Origin of the sequence: Tahibacter caeni (assembly GCF_024609805.1) — a bacterium.
In the GTDB taxonomy this organism is placed as follows: Bacteria; Pseudomonadota; Gammaproteobacteria; order Xanthomonadales; family Rhodanobacteraceae; genus Tahibacter; species Tahibacter caeni.
In genome coordinates, this window is the sequence record NZ_JANFVR010000403.1 from 1 (window position 1) to 3,734 (window position 3,734).

Sequence of the window (3,734 nt, forward strand, 5' to 3'; positions counted from 1 at the left end):
CCGCCGCGCCGGCCGGAACGTCCGGCGGCGGCCGCTGCCGGTCGTACTCGGCGCGCCGCTGCGGCGTGCGCAGCGCGCTCCAGGCTCGATTGACGCGCTCGGCGAACACGCTGTTCAAATTGTCCGGATCGCGGTCCGGGTGCAGCCAGCGCATCAGCGCGCGGTAATGGCGCTTGAGGTCTTCCGCGTCGACGTCCGGATCGGCGCCGAGCACGCGGTAGTGGTCGGCGCCGTCGAAGAACAGCAGCTGCTGCAGCAGCAGCGCGGCGGCTTCGGCGAGCTCGGCGTCGTCGAGGCCGGTGGCCTCGTGCGCCGCCGCGGCCGCGTCGGCGTCGCCGCCGGCCAGACGCAGCACGTCGTAGAGCTGCGCCGGCAGCGCGCGGCCCGGCAGCAGCGCCGCCCGCATCGGCGAGCGGTAGACGCCCAGCATCAGGTCGAACGCTTCGTTCATGCCCGGCGCGCGCGCGGCGCCTCGAGTTTGGGCCGGCCGCCGTAGGCGTAGTAGTTGTAGCCGCCGTAGCCGTAGACCGCGCCGCCGCGGCGCGGATCGAGCTTGGTCATCACCACGCCGAGCACGCGCGCCCGCGCGGCGTTGAGCCGCTTGAGCACGCCGCGCGCGTAGCCGAGCCGTGTGGAGCCGGCCTCGATCACGAGCACGGTGCCGCCGGCGAGATTGGACAGGATGGCCGCGTCGGCGATGCCGAGCATCGGCGGCCCGTCGATGATGACCTGGTCGAACGAGGCGGCCGCCAGGCGCAGCAGGGTGACCAGACGCGGCCCGGCCAGCAGCTCCGCCGGATTCGGCGGCAGCGGTCCCGAGCACAGGCAGGCGAGATTCTTGACCTGGGTCGGATGCAGGAACTTCAGCGGCCGGCTCGCGCCGGAAAGATAGTTGCTGAGGCCTCCGGTATTCGGCACGCGCAGCGCCTGGTGGATGGTCGGGTTGCGCAAGTCCGCATCGATCAGCAGCACGCGCTTGCCGAGCTGGGCGAAATGCAGCGCGAGCGTCAGCGCCGTCGTGCTCTTGCCTTCGCCGGGCGCGGAACTCGTGACGAACAGGGTGCGCGGCACGCCGGATTCGGTCGAGAACTGCAGCGCCGTGCGCACGGAACGGTACGACTCGGAGAACGGCGAGCGCGGGTCCTTCAGCGCCTCCAGCGGCGAGCCGCGCTGCAGGCGCGGGATCACGCCGAGCACCGCGAGGCCGAATTTCTGTTCCACGTCCTCGGGCGACTTGATCGTGTCGTCGAGGTGCTCGAACAGCAGCGCGAGGAACACGCCCGCGGCGAGGCCGGCGAACAGGCCGAGCAGCAGGCTGCGACCGAGGTTGGGGCTGAAGCGGCTGGTCGGCGCGCGCGCGCGGTCGACCACGGAGATGTTGTTGGCCGTGATGCCGCCGGCGACGCCGATTTCCTTGTAGCGCTGCAGCAGGCCGTCGTAGAGCTCGCGGTTCGTGTCGACTTCGCGCTTGATGATGTTGTACTGGATGCTGCGGCCCTGCAGGTCGAGCAGCTGCGCCTTGAGCTCGGCCAGGCGCAGGCCGAGCATGTTCTCGGCGCTGCGCGCGGCGTCGTACTCGGAGCGCACGGCGTTCTTGATGCGGCCGATCTCGCCGGCGAGCTGGCGGTCGATCTCCTCGATCTGGCCCTTGAGCTGTTCCATCGCCGGGTAGCCGGGCTTGAAGATGCGCAGCTTCTCCTGGTACTCGCTCAGGAGCTCCGTGCGCCGGTTCTTGAGCTGGCCGACGATGCTGCTGAGCAGCACCTCCGGCAGCGCGTCGGCCGGCGTGGTCTGGCTGCGGCGGAACTTCGCCTCGGCCTCGATGCGTTGCTGCTGCGCCGCGGCCAGGCTCGCGTTGATGCTCTGCAGTTCCTGCGCGGCCGGCGACTGCTGCTGGTCGATGCTGACGATGCCCTGCTGCTGGGCGAACTCGACGAGCTGCTTCTCGGAATCCTCGAGCTTGAGCTTGAGCTGCTGCAGGCGCTCCTCGAGATAGTTCTTCGCGTATGCCGACGCGTCGAAGCGCCGGTCGATGTGGGTCGCGATGAACGCGTCGGCGATCGCGTTGGCCATCGCCGCGGAGAAGGCCGGTTCGAGGCTGTCGAACTGGATGCGCACGAGGCGTGAGTTGCGCACCGGCTCGACCGACAGGTGACGCTGCACGTAGCTCGCGAGTTCGTCGCGGCTCGGCTCGGCCGGCTCGGCCGCGTCGGCGTCGCCGCCCGAGAGCCGCGCCCATAGTCCCGGCGTGCGCTGCGCCGCGGCGGCCAGGCGGATCTGCTCGACGCCCATGCCGGCGGCAACGCGCTCGGCCAGCGAGCGGCTGCGCAGCAGTTCGTACTGGGTCTGGTAGTAGTCGCGGTCGCCGACGCCCTCGGCCGGCGCGACGCCCTCGGTCTGCACGATCTTGATCGTGTCCTGGTCGATCTGCAGCGTCGCGTTCGCGCGGAACACCGGCGGCGTCAGCAGGGTCTTGACCAGCACCACGCTGAGCACCGAGGCAAGCACCGACAGCAGCAGCCATTTGCGCTTGAGCAAGATCTGCCAGTAGCCGATCAGGTTCAGGCGCTCCTCGTCGCCGGTCTCGGCGGCGTTCACGGCGGACGGCAGCAGCGAAACGGTCGCGGGCTGCAGCGCCTCGTCGCGGCGCTGCGGCAGCGAGGGGTGATGTCCCGGAGCGAGTGATCGGCTCATGACGCTCTCCCGAGGCGGCGCATCAGAACGGACGGAACAGGGCGAACACGGGGATCGACTCGATGAAGCGGCGCAGCGCCGTGCGCGGCCCCGACTGGTCGACCACGACGATGTCGTCGCCGTAGATCTGCGGATCCTCGGTGCGGCCCGCGCGGATGGCGGCGATGTCGAATACGGCGACCATCTTGCGCCCCTCGATCGTGCGGAACACGACGACGCCCTGCGGATTGGCCAGCTGGTCCAGGCCTTCGGACATGGCCAGCGCCTGCAGCAGCGAGGTGCGGCCGGTCAGCGCGTAGATGCCGGGCTTGCGCACGGCGCCTTCGACGGTCACGCGCTGGCTCGTGAATTCCTTGATGAAGATCGTGACCTGCGGATCCTGGATGTAGCCTTGGCGCAGGCGCGCGGCGATCTCGGCCTCGAGCTCGGCGACGGTGTGGCCGCCGGCCTGCAGGGTGCCGATCAGCGGCAGCGAGATCTGGCCCTGCGTGTTAACGCGCACCGCGCGGCCGAGTTCGGCGACCTGGAACACGCTGACCTCGATCAGGTCGTTCGGACCGATGCGGTATTCGGACTGCGCCTTGTACTCGCCGGCGTCGGTGATCACGTCGGGCGGCGGCAGCTTGCTGCTCTTGCCGTCGGCGACCGGGCGCGCGTCGTGCGGCCGCACGTTCGGCGCGGCGCAGCCGCCCAGCGACAACGCGGCCAGCAGCGCGACGATGCCGATGCAACGGCGCAGACGGCCGGAAATCACTGCCATGCGAAAAGCTCCTGTACGCGTTGCCAGGTGCCGGTCCGCGGCCGCGACACCGCCGTCGGCGGCTCGGCCAGGGCCGGATCGAGATTGCGCAGAATGGCCTGCGGCCGTTCCAGCACGAGACGCTGCGCTTCCGCATCGCCGACGCGCCGCGCCGCGGCGTCGCGCCCCTCGGCCAGACGCGGTCCGCGCGCGCCGTTGTCGTGCGCGTCGGTCGCGAGCAGGTGCGCGCGGCCTTCGTCGAGCAGGCGCTCGCCCCAGTAGCGCGGGCGGCGGCCGAAGC

At 70.8% G+C, this 3,734-nt stretch carries 4 protein-coding genes; all 4 read right to left on the reverse strand.

The features are described from left to right. Window positions 1-451: J domain-containing protein (locus tag NON22_RS21585; RefSeq protein ID WP_257389061.1), on the reverse strand; the 451-nt coding region annotated here is incomplete at its 3' end. Further along, on the reverse strand, window positions 448-2,694 hold the full coding sequence (locus tag NON22_RS21590) for a GumC family protein (protein ID WP_257389062.1): 2,247 nt from the start codon (window positions 2,692-2,694) through the stop codon (window positions 448-450). The genes NON22_RS21585 and NON22_RS21590, both read right to left, overlap by 4 nt. Window positions 2,695-2,716: 22 nt before the next feature. Next, the gene (locus NON22_RS21595) at window positions 2,717-3,454 is read right to left on the reverse strand and encodes a polysaccharide biosynthesis/export family protein (RefSeq protein ID WP_257389063.1); all 738 of its coding nucleotides are present in this window, start codon (window positions 3,452-3,454) and stop codon (window positions 2,717-2,719) included. Further along, a partial coding sequence (locus NON22_RS21600; protein WP_257389064.1) for a CpsB/CapC family capsule biosynthesis tyrosine phosphatase occupies window positions 3,445-3,734 on the reverse strand: 290 nt, incomplete at its 5' end. The genes NON22_RS21600 and NON22_RS21595, both read right to left, overlap by 10 nt.

What these genes read in the sequence shown, in the direction of transcription:
- NON22_RS21590 (WP_257389062.1), bottom strand. Translation starts at nt 2,694, where the DNA reads ATGAGCCGATCACTCGCTCCGGGACATCACCCCTCGCTGCCGCAGCGC.
- NON22_RS21595 (WP_257389063.1), bottom strand. Translation starts at nt 3,454, where the DNA reads ATGGCAGTGATTTCCGGCCGTCTGCGCCGTTGCATCGGCATCGTCGCG.